Origin of the sequence: Kosakonia sp. YIM B13588 (assembly GCF_042788165.1) — a bacterium.
Lineage (GTDB): Bacteria > Pseudomonadota > Gammaproteobacteria > Enterobacterales > Enterobacteriaceae > Kosakonia > Kosakonia sacchari.
This window is the reverse complement of sequence record NZ_JBHZPO010000003.1, coordinates 115,597-139,329: the sequence shown is the minus strand read 5'-3', so window position 1 is coordinate 139,329 and position 23,733 is coordinate 115,597. Positions and strand designations below refer to the sequence as shown.

Here is a 23,733-nt window from a genome sequence, read left to right as displayed (position 1 = left end):
AACAGGTGGATCCATGTTTGCGCTTAATCTGCTGAATAAACTCATTAAAAAGTCCAGGCGCCTGGCAAAAAAAACCAAACTACCGTTTTTTCAGCGCTTCTCCACACGGCTGGAAGAGAAGAAAAAGCGGGTGATTTTCTCTGCTATTGATGCGCTGGGGGTGAAACCCTCGGTGAATGAGCCCGCAGTGGCGGAGCCGACTCGTATTGTCTGGATCTGCTGGTTGCAGGGACGTGAGCACGCGCCAGAGCTGGTTAAGCGCTGTATTGCGTCAGTCGAAGAAAATGCCGTGGGGGCAAAAGTGGTGGTGCTAACCGATGAAACCATCCCGCAATATTTGACCTTACCTGAGCATATTGTGCAGAAGTACCAGCAGGGGCGAATCAGTAAGGCTCCGTATTCAGATATTGTGCGCTGCTCGTTGCTCTATCAATACGGTGGGATCTGGATGGATGCGACCATGTTTTTAACACGCCCTATTCCTGAATCGCTATTCGCGCGAGAATTCTCCTCGCTGCGTTTTGATCTTAATAAAGAGGATAATGCCCTTAGCCAGGGATTTTGGACCACCTACTTACTGGCTTCTCACAAACACAATTCGCTGGTGAAATACGTTCGCGATGTACTGTACGCTTACTGGCTCCAGAACAATGAATTAATTGAATATTTTCTGACCGATTATTCATTTCGCCATGCGCTGGAACATTACGCGGAATTCCGTACGTTGCTGCTTGAGCAACCGGTGATTGGCAATAACCGCTTTCTGATTCGTCAGTTTATGAATAAAAAAGCGGATGGCAATGGCTGGGCGGCGTTGCGGGATGATGCCGTTGGTATTTATAAGCTCTCACATAAAGAGACGTATCAAACGGAAGATAACCAGCAACCAACACTCTATGCGCAGATCCTGAAGGGCGAGTTCTCGCTCAATTAATTACTCGCCAGTCGGATAATCTCTTAAGGGTGGGTTGTTTTCCACCCTTGCCACTGATTCTGCATATAACGCACCAGCGTACTTTCCCCAACACTTTCACTGATTACACCAAAGAAGCGGCTGGCGTAAACCGGTTCAGGTTTGTGCTTCGCTTTACACAGTTTTGCACCGCGAAACGGGTTGCGCGGTGGCTGAACGGTACCGCCTGGCGGTGTGGCGTTGGGCGTTGAGGTATCTGTCTGCGGTTCATTGAGCAGATCGCTCGGGCGCACCAGCGTAATATCGGCCGGCAGGCTGGGGAGCACTTGCTGTAACACGCGAACGGTAGTGGGATGCGGGTGACCAATTGCAATGGCGGAACCATTGCGACGCGCTAACTGTACGGCGCGGTCAAACTGACGGCGGATATCGCCTTCGTTTTGCGTATCGTCGAGGAACACCTTGCGCTTAATGACTTTCACTCCGGTGCCGGAAGCGGCGCGCAGTGCCTGGCTATTGCCGATGGTCATACTATCAAGGAAATAGAGGTTATAGCGCTCCAGCGCCTGCATCACTTTCTGCATGCCAAACAGACTTGACGTCATGGCGCTGCCCATATGGTTATTCAGCCCGACGGCATACGGCACTTTGTTGACGGCGTCGCTGATGATGCGCTCAATCTCTGCGCTACTCATTTCCGGGCGCAGCGTATCTTTTTCCAGCGGCTGTTTACTCAAAGGCGCCATTGGAAGGTGGATCAACACTTCATGGCCACTGTTGTGCGCTTTGGTCGCCATTTCCCGCGCATGCGTTGCATTGGGCAGCACCGCGACGGAAACCGCCTGCGGCATGGCCAGCACCTGGTTTTCAGTTTGTGGACGGTAGCCGAAATCGTCGATCACGATGGCCAGTTTCCCGGCGAATGCCGGAGCGGAAAACGCCAGCGCAGTGGCGAGCGTCAAAACAATACGACGAAATTGAAGCAAACCTTATCTTCCCAACCACGGCTGTGGATTGACCGCCTGACCCTGACGGCGAATTTCGAAATAGAGTGAAGGCCGGCCCTGACCGCCACTGCTCCCTACGAGGGCTATCGGCTGACCGGCGCGAACCTGGGTGCCTACGCTCACCAGTGCGCTCTGGTTGTAGCCGTAAAGGCTCATATCACCCTTGCCGTGTTCAACCACCACCACCAGGCCATAGCCTTGCAGCCAGTCGGCGAGGATCACGCGCCCGTCGGCTATGGCTTTCACTTCGCTGCCTTCCGACGCGCCGATAACAATCCCTTTCCAACGTAGCTCACCCTGCAGTTGTTCGCCATAACGATGCAGCAACGGGCCGCGAACCGGCCAGACGGCCTGGCCTGACGGCGAACCTAAACCGCCGGTGCGGGACATCAGCGAGCGTTCACTCTCGGTAGGTTTATACGTAGTGCCTTTGCGGCTGGCTTCATTCTGGCGGTCACGCACGGCTTGCGCTTCGCGGGCTTCGCGTTCAGCGCGCGCTTTGGCTGCCGCTTCCGCACGGGCGAGGCGATCGCGCAAGCGAGATTCGTTGGCGCGCATTTCGCTTAGCTGCTGTTGCCCTTCCTGAATGGAGGATTCCAGACCCGAAAGGGTTTTCTGCCGCTCGCTGCGCGCTTGTTCAAGTTTGGCCTGCTGCGCTTTTTGCTCATACAGCAGCGTTTGTTGCTGGCTCTGCTTCTCTTCCAGCTCGGATTTTTGCGTGGCGACTTCTTCGCGCGTCTGCTTCAACTGAGCGATGGTTTCCTGGCGCGCCTGGTTGAGATAACCAAAGTAGGCCTGCAAACGCTGGCCGCGCTGGCTCTCTTCGCCGCTTAAAATCAGCTGGATCCCGGTGTGTGGCCCCTGGCGGAACGCCGCATCAAGCTGTGCCGCAAGGTTGTGTTCCTGCGTGGTGCGCTGACGTTCCAGTTTGGCAATCGAGGCGTTCATTTCGGCGATCTGCTTATTGAGCTGAGCGAGGGTATTTTGCGTTTCCCGCAGCTGGCGAGTGGCGGCGGAGATGGCTTCTTCCTGTGCCTTCAACTGGGCAAGAAGACCCGCGCGTTGCTGTTGTTGCTGGCGAACCGCGCGCTCTTTTTCAGCGATATCGGCCTGAATAGATTTGAGCTGATCGCGGTCATCGGCGTGGGCGGAAACGGCGCACAGCAATGCGCCAGCGCTGAGTGCGCTGGCGCAAAGAAAGGGCCGGATCCCGACCCATGTAATTGAAAAAATCGCCTTTCCCCTCATGGGGAGCGATTATTCCACGATGAACAGCGGCTTACCAGTCATCTCTTGCGGGATTTCCATGCCCATCAGCGTCAGCATAGTCGGCGCGATGTCGGAAAGTTTACCGCCGGAAACGGCTTTCAGCGCTTTATCGCCAACGTAGATCAGCGGCACCGGCAGGTTGGTATGCGCCGTGTGCGCCTGACCGGTTGACGGGTCACGCATCTGCTCTGCATTACCGTGGTCGGCGGTGATCAGCATCTGGCCGCCGACGGATTCCACCGCTTTGCTCACCTCAGCAACGCAATGATCCAGCGCTTCAACAGCGGCGACAGCGGCATCGAACACGCCGGTATGACCGACCATATCGCCGTTCGGGTAGTTACAAATAATGGTGTCATACTTCCCGCTGGTGATCGCACCCACCAGTTTCTCGGTTAGCTCTGCGGAGCTCATTTCCGGTTGCAGGTCGTAAGTTGCCACTTTTGGCGAGTTGATCAGAATGCGGTCTTCGCCAGGGAACGGCTCTTCTACGCCGCCGTTGAAGAAGAAGGTGACGTGGGCATATTTTTCCGTTTCGGAAATACGCAACTGGGTTTTGTTGTGTTTCGCCATCCACTCACCGAGCGTGTTCGCCAGAGAAGCGGGTGGATAAGCGACGGCGGTTTTGATATCGGCGGCATATTCGGTCAGCATGACGAAGTCGCCGAGCTTAACCACTTTCTTACGCGCGAAACCGTCGAAGTCTGCGTTCACAAAAGCTCGGGTAATTTCGCGTGCGCGGTCGGCGCGGAAGTTCATGAAAATCAGTGCGTCGCCATCTTCCATTGCCGCATCGGGCTGGCCTGCGGCGCGGATGACCGTCGCTTTTACAAACTCGTCATTTTCGTCGCGAGCGTAAGCCGCTTGCAGACCCGCAACGGCGCTATCAAAGGTGAATTCGCCTTTGGCCTCGGTCATCAGGTTGTAAGCTTGTTCCACGCGATCCCAGCGGTTGTCGCGATCCATGGCGAAATAACGGCCAATAATGCTCGCAACACGCCCTTTACCCAGCGCGGCGAACTTGTCTTCGAATTTTTTCAGTGAGGATTCTGCGCTGCGCGGCGGCGTGTCGCGACCGTCGAGGAAAGCGTGCAGATAGATTTTTTCCGCGCCGCGTTCCGCTGCCAGCTCCACCATCGCCAGAATGTGGTCTTCATGGCTGTGCACGCCGCCTGCGGAGAGCAGACCCATAATGTGCACGGCTTTGCCTGCGGCAACCGCTTTGTCTACCGCACCGCCCAGCACCGGGTTGCTAAAGAACGTGCGCTCTTTGATCTCTTTATCCAGGCGAGTCAGATCCTGGTAAACAATACGCCCTGCGCCCAGGTTGACGTGGCCGACTTCGGAGTTGCCCATCTGGCGATCCGGCAGGCCGACTTCGAGGCCGGATGCGTCAATCAGCGTATGCGGGCGGGTTGCCCACAGTTTGTCCATTACCGGGGTTTTGGCGTTGAAAATAGCGTTATCCTGCTGGTCTTCACGGTAGCCATAGCCATCCAGAATCACCAGTACCATAGGTTTTTTAGAAACCGACATTGCGACAACCTCATGCTCAGAAGACAAAAAAATTTGCGTAATTTTACTACAGCTGAATCGATAAAATAGCCGCAGAAGATCAAAGAAAGCGGCTGACCAGCCCCTTGTTTGCGCCGCGAGTCTTTATTTTTTCTGTAACACTCCGCAGAAAATGCATTCCGTCGCGCTCGCTGGCTGTATTTGCCCCACTGCGCAGGTATACTCCTTGCTGGTTTTTAATCACTAAGTCCGGAGTTGTAACCCCAGATGCAAGAAATTATGCAATTTATTGGCCGCAACCCAATCCTGTGTATCGCCTGGATTGCGTTATTCGGTGCTGTGCTGTTTACCACTTTCAAGGGCATTGCGTCTAAAGTGAAAGTGATTTCTCGCGGCGAAGCTACGCGCCTCATTAATAAAGAAGATGCCGTGGTAGTGGACTTACGCCAGCGTGATGATTTCCGTAAAGGTCACATTGCAGGCGCGGTGAATTTGCTGCCAAACGAGATCAAAGCCAATAATGTAGGTGAGCTTGAAAAACACAAAAGCGCGCCGATTATCGTTGTTGATGGTACCGGCATGCAGGCCCAGACCCCGGCGAACGAGCTGGTGAAAGCCGGTTTCGAGAAGGTCTTTGTGCTGAAAGACGGTATCTCTGGCTGGATGGGCGAAAACCTGCCGTTAGTTCGCGGTAAATAATTTACCCACGGGTAAACATCGGAGAAGAGATATGGCCAATATTGAGATCTACACGAAAGCGACTTGCCCGTTTTGCCACCGCGCAAAAGCGCTGCTGAATAGCAAAGGTGTCGCGTTTGCTGAGCTGCCGATCGACGGTGACATGGTAAAACGTGAAGAGATGATTCAACGTAGTGGCCGTACGACGGTTCCGCAGATTTTTATTGATGCGCAGCACATTGGCGGCTGCGACGATTTATATGCGCTGGACGCGCGTGGCGGGCTGGATCCGCTGTTGCGTTAATGCTTTTAGAGCACTACAACACTTAAGGGTTATTCACTCATGTCTGAACAAAACAACACCGAAATGACTTTCCAGATTCAGCGTATCTATACGAAAGATATCTCTTTCGAAGCGCCGAATGCGCCACACATCTTCCAGAAAGAGTGGCAGCCGGAAGTGAAACTGGATCTCGACACTGCCTCCACTCAGCTGGCGGAAGGTGTTTATGAAGTGGTTCTACGCGTTACCGTGACCGCTTCCCTGGGCGAAGAAACTGGCTTCCTGTGCGAAGTACAGCAGGGCGGTATCTTCTCTATCGACGGTATCGAAGGAACGCAGATGGCGCACTGCCTGGGTGCATACTGCCCGAACATTCTGTTCCCGTATGCCCGCGAGTGCATCACCAGCCTGGTTTCCCGCGGTACTTTCCCGCAACTGAACCTTGCGCCAGTGAACTTTGATGCGCTGTTCATGAACTACCTGCAACAGCAGACTGGCGAAGGTGCCGAACAACATCAGGATGCCTGATGAACGCACTTAATGCTGCAATGACTGTGATCGGTGCCGGCTCTTACGGCACCGCTCTTGCCATCACGCTGGCAAGAAATGGCCACCCGGTTGTGCTGTGGGGCCATGACCCAAAACATATCGCGACCCTGCAACACGACCGTTGCAACGCCGCGTTCCTCCCCGATGTGCCTTTCCCCGACACGCTGCAATTAGAGAGCGATCTTGCCCGCGCGCTTTCCGCCAGCCGCAATATTCTGGTGGTGGTGCCAAGCCACGTCTTTGGCGATGTGCTGGCGCAAATCAAGCCGCTCATGCGCGATGATGCGCGTATCGTCTGGGCGACAAAAGGGCTGGAAGCCGAAACCGGGCGTCTGCTCGAAGAGGTGGCGCGCGAAGTGTTAGGCCCGGATATTCCGCTGGCGGTGATTTCCGGCCCGACCTTTGCCAAAGAGCTGGCGGCGGGACTGCCTACGGCGATTTCCCTCGCTTCTGCTGATCCTCAGTTCGCCGAGGATTTACAGCAGCTCCTTCACTGCGGCAAAAGTTTCCGCGTCTACAGCAACCCGGATTTCATCGGCGTGCAACTGGGCGGCGCGGTGAAAAACGTCATTGCGATTGGCGCGGGCATGTCCGATGGCATTGGCTTTGGTGCCAATGCGCGTACGGCGCTGATCACCCGTGGTTTGACCGAAATGTCACGTCTCGGTGCCGCGCTGGGCGCCGATCCTGCCACCTTTATGGGCATGGCGGGTTTAGGCGATTTGGTGCTGACCTGTACCGACAACCAGTCGCGCAACCGCCGTTTTGGCATGATGCTTGGCCAGGGCATGGACGTGCAAAGCGCCCAGGACAAGATTGGCCAGGTGGTTGAAGGTTACCGCAATACCAAAGAAGTGCGCGCGCTGGCGCATCGGTTTGGCGTCGAAATGCCAATAACCGAGGAAATTTATCAGGTATTGTATTGCGGAAAAAATGCGCGCGAGGCAGCATTGACCCTATTAGGTCGTGCCCGCAAGGAAGAGCACTAACCCCTTAGTCGCAGGGACTCTTTTTGAACTCACGATAAGGCTGGCGCAGACCAGCCTGTCGTCTTATCACGTCTGGAGTAAGCAATGCCGTGTGAAGAACTGGATCTGGTCTGGAAAAATATCAAAGCCGAAGCCCGGGCACTGGCGGAGTGCGAGCCAATGCTGGCCAGTTTTTACCACGCGACATTACTCAAGCATGAAAACCTGGGCAGCGCGCTGAGCTATATGCTGGCGAACAAACTTGCCTCGCCGATTATGCCCGCGATTGCCATTCGTGAAGTCGTCGAAGAAGCCTACGCCGCCGACCCGGAGATGATCGCCTCTGCCGCCTGTGATATCCAGGCCGTGCGCACACGCGACCCGGCGGTGGATAAATACTCCACGCCGCTGCTCTATCTGAAAGGTTTCCACGCGCTACAGGCATACCGCATTGGGCACTGGCTCTGGACGCAAGGGCGCGAGGCGCTGGCGATTTTCCTGCAAAATCAGGTGTCGGTCAGTTTCCAGGTCGATATTCACCCGGCGGCACGCATTGGTCGCGGTATTATGCTCGACCACGCAACCGGCATCGTAGTGGGCGAAACGGCAGTCATTGAAGATGACGTGTCGATCCTGCAATCGGTCACGCTCGGCGGGACCGGTAAAACCAGCGGCGATCGCCATCCGAAAATCCGCGAAGGGGTGATGATTGGCGCGGGCGCCAAAATTCTCGGCAATATCGAAGTGGGTCGCGGCGCGAAGATTGGCGCGGGTTCAGTGGTATTGCAACCGGTGCCGCCGCATACCACGGCTGCAGGCGTGCCGGCGCGCATTGTCGGTAAGCCGGAAAGCGATAAACCGTCAATGGATATGGATCAGCATTTCAACGGGATAAACCACGGGTTCGAGTACGGCGACGGGATTTAATTGCCTGGTTATTTTGCTCGCCAGTCTGAGTCAGGGCTGCGAGCAAGACGCGACAGCATGTTGAGCACCTGCTGGAGGCGCGAAGCGAAAATCCTTGTAGATTTTGTGTTCGCGCCGGTTTACCGCGCCGCTCGTGTTTTACTGCCTTCGGCAGTTAGCGCAGAAAAATAGATGCGTCAGTCATGACAGGCATCGCTATCCGCAGGGCGGATTAACGTGTCGCCGTCATCCGTCAATTCCCCTTCAGCTACGCAGCACTGCGCCGGGGTAACCGAGCTGGCGCCAGGCTTCATACACCACCACTGACACCGCATTCGACAGGTTCATGCTGCGGCTGTCCGGCATCATCGGAATGCGGATTTTCTGCTCCGGCGGCAGCACGTCAAGGATAGCCGCTGGCAGGCCGCGCGTTTCCGGGCCAAACATCAAATAATCCCCAGCCTGGTAGCTCACCGCGCTGTGCGCTGGCGTGCCTTTGGTGGTGAGGGCAAATAAGCGTTGCGGCTGCTCGGCGTCGACAAAGGCGGCGTAATCATGATGGCGTTTTACCGCGGCGAACTCATGGTAGTCCAGCCCTGCGCGGCGCAGGCGCTTGTCGTCCCAGGTGAAGCCCATCGGTTCAATGATATGCAGACGAAAACCGGTATTGGCGCATAAGCGGATGATATTCCCGGTATTTGGTGGGATTTCAGGTTCGAATAAAACGATGTTTAACATACTGCCCCCTTAATAGCGGGGGCAGGATAGCACTCTCTAGGCGGCGTCGCCATGCGACAACGGTGCCAGCGCGGCAGGTAACTGGTTCAGTCCTTGTACCAGCGAATCCTTGCTGATGTCGCGAATCGATTTCGCGCTGGTCAGCGTCATCGCCACGCGCATCTCTTTCTCAATCAGATCCAGCAAATTCGCCACACCCTGGCGGCCATGCGTCGCCAGCGCATACAGATAAGCGCGGCCCAGCAGGACGGAATCTGCGCCAAGCGCCAGCATCCGCACTACATCCAGCCCGTTACGGATGCCGCTGTCGGCCAGGATCGTGATATCGCCTTTCACCGCATCGGCAATCGCCGGAAGCGCGCGGGCGGAAGAGAGCACACCGTCGAGCTGGCGGCCGCCGTGGTTAGAAACCACAATGCCGTCTGCGCCAAAACGTACCGCGTCGCGGGCATCTTCCGGGTCGAGGATCCCTTTGATCACCATCGGGCCATCCCAGAATTCACGGATCCACTCCAGGTCTTTCCACGAAATCGACGGATCAAAATTCTTCGCCAGCCAGCCAATGTAATCCTCCAGCCCGGTCGGCTTGCCGAGATAGGCGGAGATATTCCCCAGATCGTGCGGGCGGCCATTAACGCCGACATCCCACGCCCACTGCGGATGCAGCACCGATTGCAGGTAACGGCGCAGCGCTGCGTTCGGGCCGCTCATACCGGAATGGGCATCGCGGTAGCGCGCGCCTGGGGTAGGCATATCCACGGTGAATACCAGCGTTGAGCAGCCGGCGGCTTTCGCCCGCTCCAGCGCATTACGCATAAAGCCGCGATCGCGCAGCACATATAGCTGGAACCACATCGGGCGCTTAATCGTCGGCGCAACCTCTTCAATCGGGCAGACGGAAACTGTCGAGAGCGTAAAAGGAATGCCTTTCGCATCCGCCGCGCCCGCTGCCTGCACTTCACCGCGCCGGGCGTACATGCCGCACAAGCCAACCGGGGCAAGCGCCACCGGCATCGATAACTTTTCATTAAACAATGTGGTTTCGAGGCTCAGTTCAGACATGTCTTTCAGCACCCGCTGGCGCAGCGCCACCTGAGACAGGTCTTCAACGTTGCGGCGCAGGGTGTATTCGGCATACGCGCCGCCATCGATATAGTGAAATAAGAACGGCGGCAAAATGCGTTTAGCCGCCGCGCGATAGTCGCTGGCTGCGGAAATAATCATGCTTTTTTCTCCCTGGAGTGAGTGTGCTGCTCGTCGGGCAGGCGGGTGATGCGTGCCTGGCGGGCCTGATCTTCATCGAATTTACGAATAGTGGTATGCACGAAACCGAGATGCGCCATCATCGCCTGGCGCGCGCCATCGGCGTCACCGGCAAGAATGGCGTTCATCACCACCTGGTGCTGTTCGGTCAGTTGTGAAAAAACGGGGGGAACGAGGTACATACGCTGGCGGCTCTGTTTCACCGACGATTGCAGCAGGTCGAAGAACCCGCGCATGGTTTGCAATAACACCACGTTATGCGAGGCTTCGGCGATGGCGAGATGGAAACGCACATCCGCCTGCGAAGCGAGATCCGGGTCATCGGATTGTGTGGCTTCAAAGCACAGCACAATTTTCTCTTTATCGGCCTCGGTGGCGCGCATCGCCGCGTGCCAGGCGGTGCTGGCTTCAATGGCGTGGCGCGCTTCGAGAATATCGAAACTGTAATCCGGGTCATCATGCAGCAGCGTTTTCAGCGGCTGGACGATGTTTTGTTCCGACCAGTCATCATGTTGCCAGCGCACAAATGTGCCGCCGCCGCGACGGCTGAGCAGCACGCCTTCGCTGACCAGTTTCGATAACGCCTCACGCAACGAGTTGCGCGACACGCCGAGCTGTACGGCGAGCTGACGTTCTGCGGGCAATTTCATGCCCGCTTCCAGTTGTTGCTCGGCAATCAGCGCCCGCACACGATCGGCAACCTCGTCTGTCAGGCGTCTGGGTAACACTTTCATGGTATCATCCAGGTCAGTACATAGGCCTGAAGTGTGGTAATCACCCCTACCATGCAGGTGAAAATCAGGCTGTGTTTAACAGTAAAACGGAACAGGTCAGACTCTTTGCCCACCAGACCCACCGCCGCACAGGCAATGGCGATCGACTGCGGCGAAATCATCTTGCCGGTAACGCCGCCGGTGGTATTCGCCGCCACCATCAGCACATCCGACACGCCAATTTGCTGCGCCGCCGTGGCTTGCAGCGCGGCGAACAGCGCATTGGATGAAGTATCTGAACCGGTCAGGAAAACACCCAGCCAGCCGAGAAACGGCGAGAAGAAGGGGAAGGCGCTGCCGGTGTGCGCCAGCGCCAGTGCCAGCGTTGAGGACAGCCCGGAATAGTTAGAGATAAAGGCGAACGCCAGCACCATACCAATCGAGTAAATCGGCAGCGCCAGGTCACGCAGCGTGCTGGTAAACGTCGTGACGGCATCCTTCGGCTTCATGCGCAGCCAGATAATCGACAACATGGCGGCAAAAAGAATGGCGGTGCCGGTGGCGGAGAACCAGTCAAATTTATACACCGCAGCATAAGGCGTGGCGGCGCTCACCACCGGCGGCATCCGCGCGACCAGCTTGTCGAGATGCGGTACAGAAACAGTGAATACCCAGTCATACAGCGCACCGCCAGGGGCAAACAGCGCCTTAAATGGCGGCACGCTCCACAGCGTCACGGTGGCGGTCAAAAACAGAAATGGCGACCAGGCGCGCAGGATCTGCCCGCCGCTGTATTGCGTGCGTTTTAAATCAAGATCCACCTGTGATGCGCCCATATCGCCGAAGCGGAAGATGCGCACCGGACGCCAGCGCTTGAGGAACAGCGTCAGGCAGACCAGCGAAACCAGCGACGAGATGATATCCGGCAGTTCCGGGCCGATAAAGTTGGAGCTCAGATACTGGGCGATAGCAAAAGAGCCACCCGCGACAATCACCGCCGGCCAGGTCTCTTTTATGCCGCGCCAGCCGTCCATAATCGCCATGATCCAGAACAGCACGATAATGGTCAGGAACGGTAACTGGCGGCCAACCATCTGGCCGATTTCAAAGCTGTCCAGCCCGGTAACCTGTCCGGCAACCAGAATCGGAATACCCATTGCGCCAAAGGCGACCGGCGCGGTGTTGACGATCAGACACAGGCCTGCGGCATAGAGCGGGTTAAAACCTAAGCCCACCAGCAACGCGGCGGTAATGGCGACCGGCGCGCCAAAGCCTGCAGCCCCTTCCAGAAACGCGCCGAAAGAGAAGCCGACAATCAGCATTTGCAGGCGCTGGTCTGGCGTTATCGACAAAATCGAAGAGCGGATAATGTCGAACTGCCCGGTTTTGACCGAGATTTTGTAGACAAAAACGGCGGCGATAATGATCCACGCAATCGGCCACAATCCGTAGAAGAAACCATAAACCACCGAGGCCAGCGCATGATCGAGCGGCATACGGTAAAACAGCAGCGTCACGCCAAGGGCGATAACGACAGTCCAACTGGCGGCCACATAGCCTTTCAGTTTGAGCTTTATCAGCGCAAAAAAGAAAAACAGGATCGGTAGCGATGCAATTAAGCTGGAAAGCCAAAGGTTGCCAGCCGGGTCGTAATTCTGTTGCCAGAGATTCATGCAGGTCTCCTGAGAACCACAACAAAACCGGTGAGCGGCAAGTCTGCGCTTAGCTCTGCGTCACATGTTTTGTAAAAGTGGTCCTGCCAGTTGGGTTGTGTAGGGGTTGTGATAACGAATGGTTATCCAGATGTTGCTGGCAAGCAATATATCTGTGACGGGATTTGATGGAATTGTGAACCAGGGAGAGTAACGGCAGGAATTGGTAGGGCCAATTAAATAACCCTGGCGCTAGCAGGCGACCAGGGTTGTTAAAGCGAGGATCAGAACTCGCTGTTGGCGAAGCCGGTCATTGCATCGAGGCCCATTTCGCGGCCCAGCGCGGTCATCGGGTGGACAACCACCAGACCACGGACGCTTTTTTTCAGCTTACCGAGATCGGCCTGCTCTTTTTTGGTGATGGCGCGGCGAAACGGCATTTTCGTCAACTTCTGCGCTTCTTTGCTCAGCTTTTGCGTGTACTGCTCACGCAGACGGGCGATTTCGCTTTCCAGTGTGGTTTTCTCTTTTTCCAGTTCAGCGTATTTTTCCGCTGCATCAACTAAGGAGAGATCCGCCTGCTGGTGGCGAATCGCGTCGAGGCGGTCGCTCAGACGCTTGATTTCGTTTTTTTCGACTTCTTTCATGGGGCTCAATTCGTTGGGGAGTAAAACGATAAGGATACAGTATTTATGGCGAAGGTTATTTCTGGAATGCTTTTTTTAAGCTGATACGGGAAATAAGCTCGGTCAGAGAGAGCACCATGGTTGAACGCACGACTTGCTGGTAGCGCTGTTTTTGCATGGCCAAAAGCCTTGCGTCACTGGTATCAAACACCGGCGTTGGCGGCAGGGCGGCAACGCAGTGCAACTCACCAAACGGCCCGAGGATCTCATCATCGGTAAACGCGTACTCTGTGCCATCGTGATTGAGCTCTTCACGCAGCGCCATCAACAGCTCGGCGTCTTCGTATTCCGGACGGGAAATGACTCCCAGACCGTAAATCAGTTTTAAACGCACCGACAAATTGCCCAGCGGTCCATCTCCGTCAAGCAGCGGCTCTACAGCGTATTTCACCGCGTAGTCATCTTTGCGAAATACCTGCAACACCAGAATATTGATAGCTTCGTTGAGTAGCTCAACGGCGGCGATCAAAAAGCTTCGCACGGTTTTGCCAGCATTCAGACGCTCGAGAACACGGTTTTCGAAAGCCTGCGTTTTTTCCATTATTGCCTGCATATCTGACAATTTCGTTAACTGGCGCGGGGTTTCCCGCGCCATCGTCGGCATCATGCCCTGGCGTTATAGGCGCTGACGGCTTCGTTAACGACCGGGCTGTTAGCATCCAGGCCGGAAACCTGCGCCAGCGCGGCTTGCGGGCCTTTCTCTTCGATAAGCTGAGCCAGCTCCTGCGCCTGCGGATCCTGCTCGCTGCGGTAATGCATAGCTGCGGCAATGCCTTTCACCAGGTTCGCGTGCGGCAGGTTGTACTCCAGCGTGCCGAGCAGCGGTTTGATCAGGCGATCGCCCGTGCTCAGTTTACGCAGCGGTTGGCGACCTACGCGCTCAACATCGTCTTTCAGATAGGGGTTTTCAAAACGGCCCAGGATTTTCTGAATATACGCAGCATGCTTGTCGGCATCGAAGCCATAACGTTTGATCAGCACCGCGCCGCTCTCTTCCATTGCGCCTTTCACAACCGCACGGATATTGGCATCCAGAATTGCGTCGCGAATGGTTTGATGGCCGGTCTGTTTTCCAAGGTACGCGGTTATAGCATGCCCGGTATTCAGCGTGAAGAGCTTACGTTCAACAAATGCCATCAGGTTATCAGTTAATTCCATACCCGGAATGTTCGGCAGCGTGCCTTTGAACTGGGTTTTGTCGACAATCCACTCGCTGAAGGTTTCCACCGTCACTTCCAGCGGATCGTTAGTGGCGGATGCAGACGGCGGAACAATACGGTCAACGGCGGAATCCACAAAGCCAACGTGTTCTTCAACCCAGGCTTTGTCGGCGTCCGCTAACGCGGCAATAACATGGCCTTTCAACTGCGTGGTGCCGCGCACCATGTTTTCACAAGCGATAATGTTCAGCGGTGTGTTAATGCCCTGCGCTTTACGTTTTGCCAGACCTTTAGCGATAGCCGGAGCGATACGTTCCAGCACCACCGGACCGACCGCCGTGGTCACCAGATCAACGTGCGCAATCAGGTCGACAACCTCGTCACCAATGCTGCTCACGGCGTTAACGCCGGAGACGGTATCGACCTGCTCTTTTTCACCAACCACATGCACCTGATAGCTATGACGGGCATTAAGGGCGTCGAGCACCACCTGGTTCACATCGGCGAACGTCAGTTCAATCCCCGCGTCGGCGAGCAACTTGCCGATAAAGCCACGTCCGATATTACCTGCGCCAAAATGCAATGCTTTCATAGTCTTAACCTTCATCAATGTTTTTACCCGAGAGGGCTGGGGTGAGGAACCGCAAATACTTCCCCTCACCCTAGCCCTCTCCCCGTGGGGAGAGGGAGGAAAACCGATTACTTGCCGAGCAGTGCCAGCACTTCTTCAACGCTGGTGGTGTTCGCCAGACGCTGAATCACGGTCTCGTCATCCAGCGCATTGGTGAGGCTGGTGATGACCTGGATATGCTCATTGTTACGTGCCGCGATGCCAATCACCAGACGGGCGATGTCATCTTCGTCTTCACCGAAGCGAACACCTTCCGGGTACTGGCAGAACACCACGCCGGTTTTCAGCACGCGATCTTTCGCTTCCACTGTGCCGTGCGGTACCGCGATGGACTCACCCAGATAGGTCGGGGTCAGTTTTTCGCGTTCCAGCATGGCATCCACATATTCCGGCTGAACGTAGCCGCCTTTGACCAGCTGTTCACCGGCAAAACGGATGGCTTCTTCTTTGTTGCTCGCCGTGCGGCCAAGGAAGATATTCTCTGCGCTCAGCTTGAACAGGTTACTGTTCTGAGCATCGAAACTATCTTGCAAGCTGCTGGTGACTTTGGCTTCGTTGTCAGTATGGCGCTGTGCGGCGACCAGACGTTCGGTCAGGTTGGTGTACAGGCCACTGTCGAGGAAGTTGGTCAGCGAAATATGCTGCGCCTGCGGTGCCTGGCGCATGGCGCGCTCGGTCAGATCGCGGTGCGTAATCACCAGGTCAACATCAGACGGCAGGCTGTTAATGGCGCTGTTGGTGACAGAGATATTGCTCAGACCCGCATCCTGCACTTTCTTACGCAGCACGCCTGCGCCCATGGCGCTGGAACCCATACCGGCGTCACATGCGACGATGATTTTACGCACATGGCTCAGATCGTTGGTCACGTCGCCTGCTGCCAGCGGAGTTGCGCCTTTAGATTCGGCTTTCATTTCGTGAATACGACGGGTCGCTTCTTGCAGGTCTTCGTCGTCTTTCACTTTGCTGGTTTTCAGCAGGATGGAAGAGATAACGAAAGAGACAATCAGCGCAGCGAAGATCGCCGCCAGGTTGGCGAAGTACGCGCCTTTTGGTGTCATTGCCAGCACCGCCAGGATGGAACCCGGAGACGCCGGAGAGACCAGGCCGCCGTTCAGCACGCTCAGGGTGAACACGCCAGTCATACCGCCAAGGATAACGGCAAGCAGCAGACGCGGGTTCATCAGCACATACGGGAAGTAAATTTCGTGGATACCACCCAGGAAGTGGATGATAGCCGCGCCGCCAGCAGACTGTTTAGCGCTGCCGCGACCAAAGAACATGTACGCCAGCAGCACGCCCATACCCGGACCCGGGTTCGCTTCGATCAGGAAGAAGATGGACTTGCCGAGATCATGCGATTGCTGGATACCCAACGGTGAGAAGATACCGTGGTTGATGGCGTTGTTGAGGAACAGGATTTTCGCCGGTTCCACAAAAATAGACGCCAGCGGCAGCATTTCGTGCGCAACCATGAAGTTAACGCCCGCCGCCAGAACTTTGGACAGCACTTCAACCGCAGGACCAATGCCGAGGAACGCCAGGATGGCGAGGATCATACCGATGATGCCAGCGGAGAAGTTGTTCACCAGCATTTCGAAACCGGATTTGATCTTACCGTCGACCCAGTTATCAAAGTGTTTAATCGCCCAGCCGCCAAGCGGACCCGCGATCATTGCACCGAGGAACATCGGCATATCCGCACCGACGATAACCCCCATAGTGGTGATCGCGCCGACTACGCCGCCACGATCGCCGCCTACCAGACGACCACCGGTGTAACCGATGAGCAGCGGCAGCAGATAAGTAATCATTGGGCCAACGAGTTTCGCCAGCGTCTCGTTAGGCAACCACCCTGTAGGAATAAACAATGCGGTGATGATCCCCCACGCGATAAACGCGCCGATATTCGGCATCACCATATTGCTGAGAAAACGACCAAAGCTTTGCACCTTGATCTTGATATCGGATGACATAAAACACCCCTTCTTATGTTTGCTATCGCACAGGCCGGAAGCCCGAGGTTTTTTGTTAACGTGGCGGCAGAGGTAGCCGGACCTGGGTTATCTGTGAGGCGAAATCTCGCACCGAATCGCGTAGCTGTCCAGATGGCGCGCTTTTGTGTGATTCAGATCACACTAACGTAGGGGGTATGCCACCTATTAGTGTGATATTAGTCACAAAAAATACGTGTAAAAAAAGAACAAAGCGCAAAAACCACGCGTTATGAGCCTGTAAGTGTGATGTTATTCACATTTTATGCGCGATGGTTTGTTATGTATTTGTGATATAAATCACAAGATATTTTCGTCAGGACTTTTCCGAATGTGATCGTCAGCAAACTGTGTTTTTGACGACCTGCAGAACCTGTAACTTCCTTTCACTGCCTGCTGCGATATGCACAGTAGCGGCAGAAGTTTTCATCTTGATGAAACAATCTACGCCCGCTCGTTCATACTTAGGTTTTTGTTGGCGGAAACGGAGAAGGCAATGAAACTGATCGGCAGCTATACCAGTCCTTTTGTACGCAAAATTTCGGTGATCCTGCTGGAAAAGGGCATCACCTTCGAATTTATCAATGAACAGCCTTATAACGCCGTGAATGGCGTGGCGCAGTACAACCCGCTTGGCAAAGTACCGGCGCTGATAACCGATGATGGCGACGTGTGGTACGACTCACCGATCATTGCGGAATATATTGATTTGCTCAATATCGCTCCGGCCATGCTGCCCACCGATCGCAAAGCGGCATTGAAAATTCGCCAACTCGAAGCGCTGGGCGATGGCATTATGGATGCGGCGCTGGTTTCGGTTCGCGAGCTGGCGCGCCCGGTCGAACAGCAATCGGAAACTGAACTGTTGCGCCAGCGGGAAAAGGTTTCGCGCGGTCTGGATGCGCTGGAAAGCTACCTTAAAGACGGCACGCTGAGCGTGGATGACTTGAATCTGGCGACGGTAGCAATCGCCTGCGCTATTAGTTACCTGAATTTCCGCCATGTTTCGCCCGGCTGGTGTGTTGATCGCCCCTTATTGGTAAAGCTGGTGGAAAATCTGTTCCAGCGCGAGAGTTTCGCCCGCACCGAACCGCCGAAGGCTTGATAAGCATGATGTCCGCCTGAGCAAGTCACTGTACAATCCCCTCACGTCAAACCCCCTGACGGGAGGGGGCAACTCATAGCCAGGCCTTTTCATGACAACTCTTTACAGCCAGATCCCTTCGACCGATCGCCTGTTACGTGACGAGGCGTTCGCCACTTTATTAACCACTTTCGGCCACAGTCGCGTGGCGCAAACGCTGCGCCAGTTGCAGGACGAGGCGCGCGCGCAGATCCGTGAAGCACAAACCCTACCCGCCTGGTGCCTCGATTGGGCGGCGGCGGCGCAACAGCGGCTGGAACAAAGCGACAGCAGCGCGCTGCGCCCGGTGTTTAACCTGAGCGGTACGGTGCTGCATACGAACTTAGGCCGCGCGGTACAACCGCAGGCCGCCATCGACGCCGTCGCGCAGGTGATGGGCTCGCCGGTGACGCTCGAATATGACCTCGACGGCGCGGGGCGCGGTCATCGTGATCGCGCCCTGGCCGATCTTCTCTGTCAGCTTACCGGCGCGGAAGATGCCTGCATCGTCAATAACAATGCCGCAGCGGTGTTGCTGATGCTGGCGGCCACGGCGGCTGGCCGCGAAGTGGTGGTGTCGCGTGGTGAGCTGGTAGAAATTGGCGGCGCATTTCGCATTCCGGACGTGATGCGCCAGGCGGGTTGTGTGTTGTATGAAGTCGGCACCACTAACCGCACGCATGCGAAAGATTATCGCCAGGCGATTAACGACAGCACCGCGTTGCTGATGAAAGTCCACACCAGTAATTACCACATTGAAGGCTTTACCAAAGCGGTGGATGAAGCTGATCTGGTGGCGCTGGGTGAAGAACATGCGCTACCGGTGGTTGTCGATCTCGGTAGCGGTTCGCTGGTTGATTTAAGCCGCTACGGTTTGCCGCAGGAACCGATGCCGCAGACACTGATTGCTGCCGGTGTGAGTCTGGTGAGTTTCTCCGGCGATAAGCTGCTCGGCGGCCCGCAGGCGGGCATTATCGTGGGTAAAAAAGCGCTGATTGAACAGCTGCAACAGCACCCGCTGAAACGCGCATTGCGGGCGGATAAAATGACCCTTGCGGCGCTGGAAGCGACATTACGCCTCTATCTGCACCCGGAAAAACTCATTGAGAACCTGCCGACGCTGCGTTACTTAACACGTCCGGAGGCGGATATTCGCGAGCAGGCGCAGCGCTTATGCGCGGCGTTGACGGCGTGTTATCACGAATTTGAGCTGCGCGTGGAAACCTGTCTGTCACAAATTGGTAGCGGTTCGCTGCCGGTCGACAGGCTGCCTGGCGCGGCGCTGACGTTTACCCCGCGCGATGGCAGTGGCCGTCGCCTGGAGATGCTGGCCGCGCAGTGGCGGGCGCTGCCGCAGCCGGTGATTGGCCGTATTTACGATGGTCGCCTGTGGCTGGACTGTCGCTGTGTTGATGATGAATCCCGCTTGCTGGAGATGTTGCTGAAATGATTATTGCCACTGCCGGGCATGTCGACCACGGCAAAACCACCCTGATTGAAGCCATTACTGGCGTGAATGCCGATCGCCTGCCGGAAGAGAAAAAACGTGGCATGACCATCGATCTCGGTTATGCCTACTGGCCGCAGCCGGATGGCCGCGTGCCGGGTTTTATTGATGTGCCAGGGCATGAAAAATTCCTTTCAAATATGCTGGCGGGCGTTGGTGGCATTGACCATGCGCTGCTGGTGGTGGCGTGTGACGATGGCGTCATGGCGCAGACGCGCGAGCATCTGGCGATTTTACAACTGACCGGCAACCCGGCGCTGACGGTGGCGCTAACGAAGGCTGACCGCGTGGATGATACACGCATTGCCGACGTGCGCACGGAAGTCCAAAACACGCTCCAGGCTTTTGGTTACCCGCAGGCGACGCTGTTTGTTACCGCCGCCACGGAACAGCGCGGCATTGCTGAGTTGCGCGAACACCTGTTGCAGTTGCCAGAACGCGCACATCCTGAGCATCAGCGTTTCCGCCTGGCGCTCGATCGCGCTTTCACGGTAAAAGGTGCCGGGCTGGTGGTAACGGGAACGGCGCTTTCCGGCGATGTCCGCGTAGGCGATACGCTGTGGCTGACCGGGGCGAATACACCGATGCGCGTGCGCGGGTTGCATGCGCAGAATCAACCTGTCGAGCACGCTCATGCCGGGCAGCGTATTGCGCTGAACATTGCCGGTGATGCGGAAAAAGAGGCGCTCAGTCGCGGTGACTGGCTGTTGTCGCAGCAGCCCGACGAACCCACCGAGCGGTTAATCGTCGCCCTGCAAACTCATGTTCCGCTGACGCAATGGCAGCCGTTGCATATTCACCATGCCGCCAGCCATGTTACCGGGCGCGTGTCGCTGCTGGAAAATGGTCTTGCCGAACTGGTGCTTGATTCGCCGCTGTGGCTGGCGGACAACGACCTGCTGGTGCTGCGCGATATCTCCGCGCGCACGACGCTTGCGGGCGCGCGCGTGGTGACGCTGAACTCACCGCGTCGCGGCAAGCGCAAAGCAGATTACCTGGCGTGGATTGGTGAGCTGGCGCAGGCCAAAGATGATGCCCAGGCGCTGGCCGTACATTTATCGCGCGGGGCGGTGGATTTGCGCGCGTTTGGCTGGGCGCGCCAGTTAAGTAGCAGCGGTCTGGCGGCGTTACTCGCTAACCCCGGTTTTATCCGGGCGGGTGATAACCTGCTAAATGCGCCCGTGGCAGCGCGCTGGCAGCGCAAACTGCTGGACACGCTGGCGACTTACCATGAGCAGCACCGCGAAGAGCCGGGGCCAGGGCGCGAACGCCTGCGTCGTATGGCGCTGCCGATGGAAGATGAGGCGCTGGTATTAACGCTGATTGAACTGATGCGTGAGAGCGGCGATATCCACAGCCACCACGGCTGGCTGCATTTGCCGGAGCATAAAGCCGGTTTCAGCGACGAACAGGCTCAGCTCTGGCAAAAAGTCTCACCACTGTTTGGCGACGAACCCTGGTGGGTGCGGGATTTAGCCCGCGAAATCGGCGTCGATGAACAGGTGATGCGCGGCGTGCTGCGCCAGGCGGCACAGCAGGGGCTGATTACGGCTATCGTCAAAGACCGTTATTACCGTAACGATCGCATCGTGACTTTTGCCAGCATGATCCGCGATCTCGATCAGGGGCGCGGTTCGACCAGCGCGGCAGACTTTCGCGATACGCTGAACGTAGGCCGCAAACTGGCGATTCAGATCCTTGAGTATTTCGACCGCATTGGTTTTACCCGTCGCCGTGGCAATGACCACATCCTGCGCGACAAAGCGTTATTCCTCAAAGAGTGATTAAACCTCAGGCTGGCGATTTTTCGCCAGCCGCATCAACCCTCGTAAAACCTTCTTACCGCAAGAAAGCGCTGGTCGTAGCCTGCCATAACGTCCAGAACTCAACGGAAAACCTGACATTAAGCGCGAGAAACCCGGCAACGGATGCGAATTCTCTGGAACGTGATAAGCAGGCGTAACACGCGCTGGCGAGCGGCTCCTGCACACCTTTAGCGGCATTTTGAACACGTGCTACAAATTGCCAGAAATGTTCAGGCAAATAACAAAACTGGCGGCTTTCCCGGTTGCGATCAAAGCATTGCGGCGGTTTTTTCTGGCACCCTTGTCGTTTTCGTGCCCGGTGGAGTGGGGGAATGAACCGTTTTATTATCGCTGATCCGGCCAAATGCATTGGCTGTCGCACCTGCGAAGTGGCGTGTGTGGTGTCGCATGAAGATAATCAGGACTGCTCGGGTGTGAAACCCGCAACCTTTTCCGCACGCATCCGCGTGGTGAAAACAGGCGATTTCTCCACTGCCGTTACTTGTCATCATTGCGAAGACGCACCCTGCGCCAATGTCTGTCCGGTCGGCGCGATCGGTCGGGCCAACGGTGCGGTGCTGGTTGAGCAATCGCGCTGTATCGGCTGTAAAAGCTGCATGATTGCCTGCCCGTTTGGTGCCATGCAGGTGATGCGCGTTGAGGAGCGGGCGCAGGCGCTGAAGTGCGATCTGTGCCAGCATCGCGAAAACGGCCCGGCCTGTGTCGAGGCTTGTCCGACCAATGCGCTGCGTTGCATAAACCCGGCGCAGCTTCGTGAAAACCGGCTGCAAAGCCAGCGGCTCTAGCCAGCAAATCGGCGTGCATTGCACTAAAAATCACCCCCCATAGAAAGCAGTGATTCGCAAATCATAAAGAAAAGCCGTTGCCAGTTCTGCAAGCCTTAAGCCCAAAGGCATCAGGTCGAGGTGACGCGCGCCCTTGTTCGTTGGCGAAAAAAAAGCCCTCGACAGAGGGCTTAATTCAGCGTGTTCGCTTTAGTTTTCTTGCCAGGCTTTCTCAATTTCTTCGGCGAGGATTTTCACGCCCGCTTCAATAAGCTCCGGCTCCGGCACATAGTTCATGCGCATACACTGATGCGTGTGCGGCCAGGGTTTATCCAGACCCGGGAAGAAGTAGTCGCCTGGCACCATCAGCACGCCACGTTTTTTCAGCCGTTGATACAGCAACTCGGTGCTGATTGGCAGGTCTTTAAACCACAGCCAAAGGAAAATCGCCCCTTCCGGTTTGTGGATCAGGCAGCGTTCTTCCGGTAAATAGCGGCGCAGCGTGGCGATCGTTTCCTGTACCCGCTGGTAGTAAAACGGCTTGATCACCTCTTCAGAGAGGCGCAGCAGATCTTTGCGCTTAATCATTTCGCACATCATCGCCGGGCCAATGCCGCCTGGCGCGAGGCTGATAATGCCGTTCATATTACGGATTGCGGAGATGATTTTTTCGCTGGCGATAATAATGCCGCAGCGGCTACCCGGCAGGCCCAGCTTCGACAGGCTCATGCACAGAATGATGTTTGGATTCCACAGCGGGCGCGCTTCGCTAAAGATAATGCCCGGGAAAGGGACGCCGTAAGCGTTATCAATTACCAGCGGAATGTTGTGCTGATTCGCCAGCACATCCAGCTTCATCAGCTCTTCGTCGGTGATCACGTTACCGGTCGGGTTGGTCGGGCGTGAGACGCAGATCATGCCGGTCTCTTCGCCAATATGCAGGTGTTCAAAATCGACGTGGTACTTAAACTGCCCGTCCGGCAGCAGTTCAATATTGGGGCGTGCGGAGACAAACAGATCTTCTTCCAGCCCGGAATCTGCATAGCCGATGTACTCCGGTGCCAGCGGGAAAAGCACTTTTCTGGTGCTTCCATCGGCGCGACGGCCAGCAAACAGATTGAATAAGTAGAAAAACGCGCTCTGGCTGCCGTTTGTTAGTGCAATATTCTGTGGCTCAATATCCCAACCTAACTCTTCACGCAGCATACCTGCCAGCGCCGTCAGTAGCTCCGTTTTACCCTGCGGGCCGTCATAATTGCACAGCGCATCAGTCGCTTTGCCGTTTTCCACCATGTCTGCAAGCAGGTTGTGGAAGTAATCGGTCATCGCCGGGATTTGTGCCGGGTTACCGCCGCCGAGCATGATAGCGCCAGGGGTGCGTAAACCGTCGTTGAGATCCTCCATCAGGCGCGTAATGCCTGCGTGGCGGGTAAATTTGTCGCCGAAAAGTGAAAATGTCATCGCTACTGCTCTGTCGGGCTGCGGATCAAAGTGGCTAACCATAGCGCTCCGAACGGCGAGGTGCAAATCGCCGCCGGTGCGCCTTTTCCACTCTTAATCCTTATCGATGGCAGTTGAGCGATATATT

General features: G+C 56.1%; 22 protein-coding genes. 10 read left to right on the top strand and 12 right to left on the bottom strand.

All coding sequences use genetic code 11. The features are described from left to right. Positions 1 to 13: 13 nt before the first annotated feature. Entirely contained in the window at positions 14 to 934 is a 921-nt protein-coding gene (locus ACFX4U_RS08105; RefSeq protein ID WP_313510270.1) for a capsular polysaccharide synthesis protein, read from the top strand. A gap of 23 nt (positions 935 to 957) precedes the next feature. Here the strand turns inward: ACFX4U_RS08105 and ACFX4U_RS08100 are convergent, their stop codons facing one another. The 3 genes from ACFX4U_RS08100 to gpmM are packed head-to-tail and all read right to left on the bottom strand — an operon-like array spanning position 958 to position 4,725. Continuing rightward, complete coding sequence (locus ACFX4U_RS08100; RefSeq protein WP_313510273.1) at positions 958 to 1,899, bottom strand: divergent polysaccharide deacetylase family protein; 942 nt, start codon at positions 1,897 to 1,899, stop codon at positions 958 to 960. Positions 1,900 to 1,902: 3 nt separating this feature from the next. Continuing rightward, positions 1,903 to 3,168: a murein hydrolase activator EnvC gene (envC, locus tag ACFX4U_RS08095; RefSeq protein WP_017458189.1), complete on the bottom strand. Its 1,266-nt coding sequence runs from the start codon at positions 3,166 to 3,168 to the stop codon at positions 1,903 to 1,905. A gap of 9 nt (positions 3,169 to 3,177) precedes the next feature. Further along, positions 3,178 to 4,725 carry a 2,3-bisphosphoglycerate-independent phosphoglycerate mutase gene (gpmM, locus tag ACFX4U_RS08090; RefSeq protein ID WP_305734685.1) on the bottom strand — a complete coding sequence of 516 codons (1,548 nt, stop codon included), beginning with the start codon at positions 4,723 to 4,725 and terminating at the stop codon, positions 3,178 to 3,180. Positions 4,726 to 4,971: 246 nt separating this feature from the next. Here gpmM and ACFX4U_RS08085 point away from each other — a divergent pair, with 246 nt between their 5' ends. From ACFX4U_RS08085 to cysE, 5 genes are all read left to right on the top strand, one after another. Then, positions 4,972 to 5,403 (top strand): rhodanese-like domain-containing protein, encoded by a 432-nt coding sequence (locus ACFX4U_RS08085; protein WP_017458191.1) that lies wholly within the window; start codon positions 4,972 to 4,974, stop codon positions 5,401 to 5,403. A gap of 31 nt (positions 5,404 to 5,434) precedes the next feature. Continuing rightward, the gene (gene grxC / locus ACFX4U_RS08080; RefSeq protein ID WP_020455733.1) at positions 5,435 to 5,686 is read left to right on the top strand and encodes a glutaredoxin 3; all 252 of its coding nucleotides are present in this window, start codon (positions 5,435 to 5,437) and stop codon (positions 5,684 to 5,686) included. A 39-nt stretch (positions 5,687 to 5,725) separates the two neighbouring features. Continuing rightward, positions 5,726 to 6,193, top strand: coding sequence for a protein-export chaperone SecB (gene secB, locus ACFX4U_RS08075; protein WP_017458193.1), 468 nt, complete (start codon positions 5,726 to 5,728; stop codon positions 6,191 to 6,193). After that, positions 6,193 to 7,203, top strand: a complete 1,011-nt coding sequence (gene gpsA / locus ACFX4U_RS08070) for an NAD(P)H-dependent glycerol-3-phosphate dehydrogenase (RefSeq protein ID WP_017458194.1) — start codon at positions 6,193 to 6,195, stop codon at positions 7,201 to 7,203. Before secB ends, gpsA begins: the two co-directional genes overlap by 1 nt. An 84-nt stretch (positions 7,204 to 7,287) precedes the next feature. Continuing rightward, positions 7,288 to 8,109, top strand: coding sequence for a serine O-acetyltransferase (cysE, locus tag ACFX4U_RS08065; RefSeq protein ID WP_017458195.1), 822 nt, complete (start codon positions 7,288 to 7,290; stop codon positions 8,107 to 8,109). A 243-nt stretch (positions 8,110 to 8,352) separates the two neighbouring features. On the opposite strand, the gene trmL is transcribed toward cysE, so the two are convergent. The 8 genes from trmL to ACFX4U_RS08025 all read right to left on the bottom strand — a co-directional run bounded on the left by trmL (position 8,353) and on the right by ACFX4U_RS08025 (position 16,907). Then, on the bottom strand, positions 8,353 to 8,826 hold the full coding sequence (trmL, locus tag ACFX4U_RS08060; protein ID WP_313510279.1) for a tRNA (uridine(34)/cytosine(34)/5-carboxymethylaminomethyluridine(34)-2'-O)-methyltransferase TrmL: 474 nt from the start codon (positions 8,824 to 8,826) through the stop codon (positions 8,353 to 8,355). A 36-nt stretch (positions 8,827 to 8,862) separates the two neighbouring features. Next, positions 8,863 to 10,050: an FMN-dependent L-lactate dehydrogenase LldD gene (gene lldD, locus ACFX4U_RS08055; protein WP_065369647.1), complete on the bottom strand. Its 1,188-nt coding sequence runs from the start codon at positions 10,048 to 10,050 to the stop codon at positions 8,863 to 8,865. Then, entirely contained in the window at positions 10,047 to 10,823 is a 777-nt protein-coding gene (gene lldR, locus ACFX4U_RS08050) for a transcriptional regulator LldR (protein WP_305734687.1), read from the bottom strand. Before lldR ends, lldD begins: the two co-directional genes overlap by 4 nt. Then, on the bottom strand, positions 10,820 to 12,475 hold the full coding sequence (gene lldP, locus ACFX4U_RS08045) for an L-lactate permease (RefSeq protein ID WP_313510283.1): 1,656 nt from the start codon (positions 12,473 to 12,475) through the stop codon (positions 10,820 to 10,822). Before lldP ends, lldR begins: the two co-directional genes overlap by 4 nt. Before the next feature lie 263 nt (positions 12,476 to 12,738). Continuing rightward, positions 12,739 to 13,101, bottom strand: a complete 363-nt coding sequence (locus ACFX4U_RS08040) for a YibL family ribosome-associated protein (protein WP_305734689.1) — start codon at positions 13,099 to 13,101, stop codon at positions 12,739 to 12,741. A 55-nt stretch (positions 13,102 to 13,156) separates the two neighbouring features. Further along, positions 13,157 to 13,744, bottom strand: coding sequence for a mannitol operon repressor MtlR (gene mtlR, locus ACFX4U_RS08035; RefSeq protein ID WP_305737544.1), 588 nt, complete (start codon positions 13,742 to 13,744; stop codon positions 13,157 to 13,159). Further along, complete coding sequence (gene mtlD, locus ACFX4U_RS08030; RefSeq protein ID WP_313510286.1) at positions 13,744 to 14,907, bottom strand: mannitol-1-phosphate 5-dehydrogenase; 1,164 nt, start codon at positions 14,905 to 14,907, stop codon at positions 13,744 to 13,746. Before mtlD ends, mtlR begins: the two co-directional genes overlap by 1 nt. 92 nt (positions 14,908 to 14,999) lie before the next feature. Further along, a complete protein-coding gene (locus ACFX4U_RS08025; protein WP_313510287.1) occupies positions 15,000 to 16,907 on the bottom strand; it encodes a PTS mannitol transporter subunit IICBA in 1,908 nt (635 codons plus the stop codon). A 514-nt stretch (positions 16,908 to 17,421) separates the two neighbouring features. Between ACFX4U_RS08025 and ACFX4U_RS08020 the strand changes: the two genes are divergently transcribed. From ACFX4U_RS08020 to ACFX4U_RS08005, 4 genes are all read left to right on the top strand, one after another. Next, positions 17,422 to 18,030, top strand: a complete 609-nt coding sequence (locus ACFX4U_RS08020) for a glutathione S-transferase (RefSeq protein ID WP_313510290.1) — start codon at positions 17,422 to 17,424, stop codon at positions 18,028 to 18,030. A gap of 91 nt (positions 18,031 to 18,121) precedes the next feature. Further along, positions 18,122 to 19,498 carry an L-seryl-tRNA(Sec) selenium transferase gene (selA, locus tag ACFX4U_RS08015; protein WP_313510293.1) on the top strand — a complete coding sequence of 459 codons (1,377 nt, stop codon included), beginning with the start codon at positions 18,122 to 18,124 and terminating at the stop codon, positions 19,496 to 19,498. After that, a complete protein-coding gene (selB, locus tag ACFX4U_RS08010) occupies positions 19,495 to 21,339 on the top strand; it encodes a selenocysteine-specific translation elongation factor (RefSeq protein WP_313509462.1) in 1,845 nt (614 codons plus the stop codon). Before selA ends, selB begins: the two co-directional genes overlap by 4 nt. Before the next feature lie 353 nt (positions 21,340 to 21,692). Next, complete coding sequence (locus tag ACFX4U_RS08005) at positions 21,693 to 22,166, top strand: 4Fe-4S dicluster domain-containing protein (RefSeq protein ID WP_305734695.1); 474 nt, start codon at positions 21,693 to 21,695, stop codon at positions 22,164 to 22,166. A 189-nt stretch (positions 22,167 to 22,355) separates the two neighbouring features. Here the strand turns inward: ACFX4U_RS08005 and avtA are convergent, their stop codons facing one another. Beyond that, positions 22,356 to 23,606: a valine--pyruvate transaminase gene (gene avtA / locus ACFX4U_RS08000; protein WP_349350383.1), complete on the bottom strand. Its 1,251-nt coding sequence runs from the start codon at positions 23,604 to 23,606 to the stop codon at positions 22,356 to 22,358. Positions 23,607 to 23,733: the final 127 nt, after the last annotated feature.

Excerpts from the sequence above, each read along its gene's own strand:
- ACFX4U_RS08105 (WP_313510270.1), top strand. The coding sequence starts at position 14 with ATGTTTGCGCTTAATCTGCTGAATAAACTCATTAAAAAGTCCAGGCGC.
- envC (WP_017458189.1), bottom strand. The coding sequence starts at position 3,168 with ATGAGGGGAAAGGCGATTTTTTCAATTACATGGGTCGGGATCCGGCCC.
- gpmM (WP_305734685.1), bottom strand. The coding sequence starts at position 4,725 with ATGTCGGTTTCTAAAAAACCTATGGTACTGGTGATTCTGGATGGCTAT.
- ACFX4U_RS08085 (WP_017458191.1), top strand. The coding sequence starts at position 4,972 with ATGCAAGAAATTATGCAATTTATTGGCCGCAACCCAATCCTGTGTATC.
- grxC (WP_020455733.1), top strand. The coding sequence starts at position 5,435 with ATGGCCAATATTGAGATCTACACGAAAGCGACTTGCCCGTTTTGCCAC.
- secB (WP_017458193.1), top strand. The coding sequence starts at position 5,726 with ATGTCTGAACAAAACAACACCGAAATGACTTTCCAGATTCAGCGTATC.
- gpsA (WP_017458194.1), top strand. The coding sequence starts at position 6,193 with ATGAACGCACTTAATGCTGCAATGACTGTGATCGGTGCCGGCTCTTAC.
- cysE (WP_017458195.1), top strand. The coding sequence starts at position 7,288 with ATGCCGTGTGAAGAACTGGATCTGGTCTGGAAAAATATCAAAGCCGAA.
- trmL (WP_313510279.1), bottom strand. The coding sequence starts at position 8,826 with ATGTTAAACATCGTTTTATTCGAACCTGAAATCCCACCAAATACCGGG.
- lldD (WP_065369647.1), bottom strand. The coding sequence starts at position 10,050 with ATGATTATTTCCGCAGCCAGCGACTATCGCGCGGCGGCTAAACGCATT.
- lldR (WP_305734687.1), bottom strand. The coding sequence starts at position 10,823 with ATGAAAGTGTTACCCAGACGCCTGACAGACGAGGTTGCCGATCGTGTG.
- lldP (WP_313510283.1), bottom strand. The coding sequence starts at position 12,475 with ATGAATCTCTGGCAACAGAATTACGACCCGGCTGGCAACCTTTGGCTT.
- ACFX4U_RS08040 (WP_305734689.1), bottom strand. The coding sequence starts at position 13,101 with ATGAAAGAAGTCGAAAAAAACGAAATCAAGCGTCTGAGCGACCGCCTC.
- mtlR (WP_305737544.1), bottom strand. The coding sequence starts at position 13,744 with ATGCCGACGATGGCGCGGGAAACCCCGCGCCAGTTAACGAAATTGTCA.
- mtlD (WP_313510286.1), bottom strand. The coding sequence starts at position 14,907 with ATGAAGGTTAAGACTATGAAAGCATTGCATTTTGGCGCAGGTAATATC.
- ACFX4U_RS08025 (WP_313510287.1), bottom strand. The coding sequence starts at position 16,907 with ATGTCATCCGATATCAAGATCAAGGTGCAAAGCTTTGGTCGTTTTCTC.
- ACFX4U_RS08020 (WP_313510290.1), top strand. The coding sequence starts at position 17,422 with ATGAAACTGATCGGCAGCTATACCAGTCCTTTTGTACGCAAAATTTCG.
- selA (WP_313510293.1), top strand. The coding sequence starts at position 18,122 with ATGACAACTCTTTACAGCCAGATCCCTTCGACCGATCGCCTGTTACGT.
- selB (WP_313509462.1), top strand. The coding sequence starts at position 19,495 with ATGATTATTGCCACTGCCGGGCATGTCGACCACGGCAAAACCACCCTG.
- ACFX4U_RS08005 (WP_305734695.1), top strand. The coding sequence starts at position 21,693 with ATGAACCGTTTTATTATCGCTGATCCGGCCAAATGCATTGGCTGTCGC.
- avtA (WP_349350383.1), bottom strand. The coding sequence starts at position 23,606 with ATGACATTTTCACTTTTCGGCGACAAATTTACCCGCCACGCAGGCATT.